This is a genomic window from uncultured Winogradskyella sp. (genome assembly GCF_963975125.1).
Classification (GTDB): domain Bacteria; phylum Bacteroidota; class Bacteroidia; order Flavobacteriales; family Flavobacteriaceae; genus Winogradskyella.
In genome coordinates, this window is record NZ_CAXBGB010000126.1 from 1 (window position 1) to 5,477 (window position 5,477).

General features: G+C 34.9%; 5 protein-coding genes. 2 read left to right on the top strand and 3 right to left on the bottom strand.

The window, feature by feature from the left end:
- Positions 1-176 precede the first annotated feature (176 nt).
- Positions 177-896 carry a hypothetical protein gene (locus AAC053_RS13390; RefSeq protein ID WP_339714602.1) on the top strand — a complete coding sequence of 240 codons (720 nt, stop codon included), beginning with the start codon at positions 177-179 and terminating at the stop codon, positions 894-896.
- 74 nt (positions 897-970) lie between these two features.
- Positions 971-1,834 carry a helix-turn-helix domain-containing protein gene (locus AAC053_RS13395; RefSeq protein ID WP_339757633.1) on the top strand — a complete coding sequence of 288 codons (864 nt, stop codon included), beginning with the start codon at positions 971-973 and terminating at the stop codon, positions 1,832-1,834.
- Between the two features lie 267 nt (positions 1,835-2,101).
- Here the strand turns inward: AAC053_RS13395 and ilvD are convergent, their stop codons facing one another.
- The 3 genes from ilvD to AAC053_RS13410 all read right to left on the bottom strand — a co-directional run.
- Positions 2,102-3,793 (bottom strand): dihydroxy-acid dehydratase, encoded by a 1,692-nt coding sequence (ilvD, locus tag AAC053_RS13400; RefSeq protein ID WP_339757635.1) that lies wholly within the window; start codon positions 3,791-3,793, stop codon positions 2,102-2,104.
- 20 nt (positions 3,794-3,813) lie between these two features.
- Positions 3,814-4,374 carry a Crp/Fnr family transcriptional regulator gene (locus tag AAC053_RS13405; protein WP_339757637.1) on the bottom strand — a complete coding sequence of 187 codons (561 nt, stop codon included), beginning with the start codon at positions 4,372-4,374 and terminating at the stop codon, positions 3,814-3,816.
- A gap of 539 nt (positions 4,375-4,913) precedes the next feature.
- The coding region (locus AAC053_RS13410) for a transposase (RefSeq protein WP_339757640.1) at positions 4,914-5,477 on the bottom strand (564 nt) is incomplete at its 5' end.

A 5,477-nucleotide genomic window follows, 5' to 3' on the forward strand; every position in this document is an offset into this window, starting at 1 on the left:
CGGTGGTGTGAGAGGCGCACTCCGTCAGTCAACGGCGGAGCCGTCTACTCAATTATGTGCATACTGGATTCAATAGTAATGCTTTTCTGAAAATCGTCCATGCCATAGTAATAAATATCCATTCCACAGTCCTTTGTTTCACCCCAAATTTGCACTGTAACAAAAAAACAAGAAAAATGAAAACTACAATTCCATTAAAATTAGTACTCCTAGTTTTTTTACTAGGATTTACAACTCAATCATTTTCAAAAACTAAAAACACAAACATTATGAACAGTACAAAAAATGAAACAATCGGATTATTAGTAATTATGAAAGCAAAACCAGGAAAAGAGCAAGACGTTAAAAACTTTTTGCTTGGTGGATTAGCACTAGTCAATCAAGAACCTCAAACAGTATCTTGGTTTGCCTTTCAGATAGACAGTAAAACTTTTGGTATCTATGATACCTTTGAAGTAGAAGAAGGTAGGCAAGCTCATTTAACAGGCGAAGTTGCAAAGGCATTATTAGCAAATGCAGGTGATTTATTAGAGAACTTTGATCCTAGCACAGATATTCAAGCAATAGATGTATTAGCATCTAATCATAAATCCGGATTGCAAAACAAGGGCTTACTTGTTATTATGAAATCTAAAGAAGCAAAGGCTAAAGATGTAGAAAACTTCCTTAATGTCGGCAAGCAATTAGTTGGTGATGAACCAAAAACTTTATCTTGGTATGCTATAAAAATAGATGCTACTACATATGCAATCTTTGATACTTTTGCAGATGATTCTGGTAGAGATGCACATTTAACAGGAAAAGTTGCAGCTGCACTTATGGAAAATGCGCCTGTTCTTTTAGATGGTTTTGAAGCATCAGCAATTCAAAAAATAGATATTATAGCTTCCAAATAATTTATATCTTTAGAAAAGAGTGTAAAGCACTCCTTTCTTTTTATATGTAATATTAAATAAAGAAATATATTCTTATGGCTCAAATTATTATAGATAAACAAAATGGTGAATTAGCCTTTAGACTAGAAAGGTTTGAAAATCTTAATCAATTTGATCATTTACAAAGAAAACATTATTATTCTATTATTTTACTTAACGCAAGCAACTATAAGTTAAGTGTAGACCTTTCTAATTATGAACTGCAAGGTTATCAAATGATTTGCTTGTCGCCTTATCAACCATTTATGCTTTCTTCTGAAGAACCTTGTCAAGGCTGGTTATTAAATTTTCACCCTGACTTTTTTTGTACATATCGTCATCAAAATGAAATTGAAACAGAAGGCGTTCTTTTTAATAACTTTTATGGATTACCACATTTTCAAATTTCTGAAGAAGGGCTGTTTTTTAATCTCATAGACCAAATTTCTAAAGAGATGGATAGAGATTCTATTGCTCAACATGAAGTTCTTGTGGCTTTTTTAAAGGTATTTTTGATAGAAGCAGTAAGACAGAAAAAACAATTCGATAAAGAGATAGTTCCAAAATTTTCTGATGGTCAATCAGAAATCCTACAAAATTTAGTAGATTCTATTGAGAAAAATTATTGTGAATTACATTCTCCGAAAGATTATGCAGATGTTTTGTGTGTTAGTACAAAAACATTGGCAGGGATTGTAAAAAAGTATTTAAAGCAAACACCTAGCGATTTAATTTATAATAGAATTGTTATAGCGGCTAAACGAGAACTATATTTAACATCAAAACCTTTGAAACAGATTGCAGCTGGACTTGGCTATTATGATGAATTTTATTTTAGTCGATTTTTTAAGAGAAAAGTAGGTGTTTCTCCAGATAATTACAGAAGGACAGTAGGTTTCGCCAAACTAGAAAGGCTATAATTATCATGTGGTCTTAAGTTGCACATAACGTAAAATATATGAATTGTAGCTGAATAGAAAGCGATGAACTTTCAATTTACCACAAAGCCAAATCTGCGATTTGGTGTTTAATTTTCTCTTCTCTTAAATGCCAAATTGTAGATTTGGCGGGCTAGAAAGTACCCACAAACCTTTGAAACCCCACTGAGTCAGCTATAATTTCATATATAGTGTTGTGTATCGTTTTTTTTAACCGTTGATATGATTCTTTTTTAGAAAACATTTAGTTTAAAATAAGTCAGTTCTTAAAACCGCTCCACTACTGGCATTCTTTACTAATGCTCTATATTGACGAAGCCAACTCGAGTTTAATTCTTTTTTTATTGGAATGAATTCTGACCTTCTTTTTACAATTTCTTCCTCACTTAAGTTTACTGATAAAATATATTGATCAACATCAATATGAATTTCATCACCATCTTTTAGTAATCCAATCACACCACCTTCAGCAGCTTCTGGACTTACATGACCAATACTAGCTCCTCTAGTTGCACCACTAAACCTACCATCGGTAATTAATGCGACTTTATCTCCTAATCCCATACCCATAATTAAGGAAGTTGGTGCTAGCATTTCTTGCATGCCTGGGCCTCCTTTAGGTCCTTCATATCGAATTACAACAACGTTACCTGCTTTTACTTTACCTCCTAAAATCCCTTCAATTGCTTCGGCTTGTCCATCGAAACAGATAGCAATCCCTGTTAAAACTCTATCTCCTGTAATTCCTGCGGTCTTAATTACAGCCCCTTCTTCTGCCAAGTTTCCATACAAGATAGCAAGACCTCCTACCTTAGAATATGGATTATCAATGGTGTGTATAATATTAGTATCTTTTATATAAGCATCTTTTATTTTTTCTAATACTGTTTCTCCAGTGATAGTGAGATTATCTTTTAATATGTCATCTCCTCTTTTAGTCATTTCCTTCATTACGGCATTTACACCACCAGCCGTATTGATATCTTCCATATGCACCGTTGATAAACTTGGTGATATTTTAGCAATGTGAGATACATTTTTAGAAATGTGATTTATATCTTCTAGATTAAAATTAACATGTGCTTCTCTTGCGATAGCCAACATATGTAAGACAGTGTTTGAACTGCCTCCCATAGCCATATCTACAGCAAATGCATTTCTTACAGCATTTTCATTAAGTATATTTTTAAGCTTGAATTTTTCTGTTAGCTCATTGCTCTTTGCTATTTCACAAATTCTTCTTGCTGCATTTCTATAAAGTTCTTCTCTTTCTTTGGTTAATGCTAAAATAGTTCCGTTTCCTGGAAGAGCTATTCCCATTGCTTCCATAAGCGTATTCATTGAGTTTGCTGTAAACATTCCAGAACAACTACCTCCACTAGGACATGCATTGCACTCTATGTCATTTAACTCTTCATCAGTTATTTGACCAGCTTCGTATTTGCCAACAGACTCAAATGCGGTAGCAAGGTCAATAGGAACACCATCTTTAGTATACCCTTTTTTCATAGGCCCACCACTCACAAATATGGTTGGAACATTTACTCTTAAAGCTCCCATAATCATACCTGGGACAATTTTATCACAGTTGGGAATAGCAATCATAGCATCTAACTTATGAGCATTCATGACTGTTTCAATAGAGTTCGCAATAATTTCTCTAGATGGTAGTGAAAATAACATCCCATCATGACCCATTGCGATACCATCATCAACACCAATTGTATTGAATTCAAAAGGAACACAACCATTGGCTTTAATCTCTTCTTTTATTACTCTTGACACTCGGTCTAAAAAGAAGTGCCCAGGAATAATCTCAATATAAGAGTTAGCAACCCCTATAAATGGTTTATTAAAATCTTCGTCTACCAAACCTGTTGCTCTGAATAATGACCTATGTGGCATTCTTTGATGTCCCTTTTTTACTTCATCACTTCTCATAATGTTATTTGTTTTACTATTTATATTTGGGATTTCAGCCTACTGAGTGTTTCTGGTGAAATGTTCAAGTAAGCTGCAAGGTTCGCATTGGATAACCTCTGAACGAGTTCAGGATTCTTTTTGAGTAAGCTTAGATAACGTTCAGTCGCATTTTGTGTCAAAAGGCTACTAAGTTTGGAGTTTATGACTGTTAATCCATATTCAAGAATATAGATGTATATATCGTTCCATGCAGGTATTGTCTGTCTCAAATGGATGAAATCGTTGTGAGTAATAGCTAAAATTTCCGAATCTTCTACTGCCTGTATATATTCAGATGATGACTCCCGTGAGATAAAACTGACAATTGATGTTAAGAAGGTGTTTTCAAAAGCCATGAATCTGGTCAATATATTACCTTCCTCATTGATATAATACAACCGTAGACAGCCTTTTTTAATAAAAAATAATTGATTGGCTACAGCATTTTGTTCCAATAGAGTTGAGTTTTTTTTGATACTCATTGGTTTGAAACAGGATAGTATGTTACTGATTTGTATCTCGTTGAGTTTAATTTTCGTTTGGATTAATTCTGTAAACATTGTCTTCTAGTTGAATTATTAACAGCATAGTTACAGCAAATTATCCTGAAAAATATTGACCTATGTCAAAATCAAATGAAATGATTTTTTATTAGTTTGATTGGAAAAGTAAAATGGACAAATAGAATAAATTAATTTCTGTTTTAGTTTTTAAATTATGTCATAGTTATGATCGTAAACGTACCTAATGATACACAACATTATAGGATTAAATCATGTAAGCCAACGGCGCAGTTTGATTTAATCCGCCGTTGAACTATGCGGTGTCGGTTTTGCGCTTATAATGCTATGGGGATTGAATCCGTTTTATTTTATCCCAAGTTAGGAATTTTTACTTAGTGCGAGGCCTGTTTTCTTTTTCCGATCGGATTTTTGGCAGGCAGTATTGAAGATATCATATTGTCGTGGGTTCAGATGGTCCAGATTCATGGTTTTCTTTTCTTTTGGGGCATAATTCTCCCTGTCGGTGCCAATAGTTGTTTCCGGCCGTTTTATAGAATGCGTATGTAATTTATCCATTTCCATTGGATTCACGGATTTCACCAAGGCCCTGCCCTGATCGAAAGTATTATCCTTAGGTTTTTCATGATGCCCTCCTTGCATTTGGGGCATATTATTGGTTTTTTGGACCATTGTGGGTAGGAAAATGATATGGTCTCCAGAGGGTTTTGTTCCAATAACCGGTCCTTTATAATAGTCAACAGGGCCTTGCTCCTAGAAGCGCATATTCCAAAATGCCTTATCCGTACAAATCCCTTAGGCAATATGTGCTGTACGAACCTGCGGATGAACTCCTGGGCCCCAAGGTGCATTTGAGAGCTTTGGTGGGTTCTATAGTTTTTATAGTCAAAGTAGACTTTGTTATCTTCGATGGCCTTGATCCTATGGTTGCTAATGGCCACCTTATGGGAATATCTCCCCAGATATTCGATGACACTTGCAGCACCGGCAAAAGGCCTCTTGGCATAGACCACCCATGGTTTTTTGAATAGGGCGTCCACAAGACCCTGTAGGTCTGCATGCTCGATTTCCCCTTTCTTTTTGAATTGTTTCAACTGCTTGAGGAACACGCCCCGGAATACCTGGCCCATTGCTTTTACCGG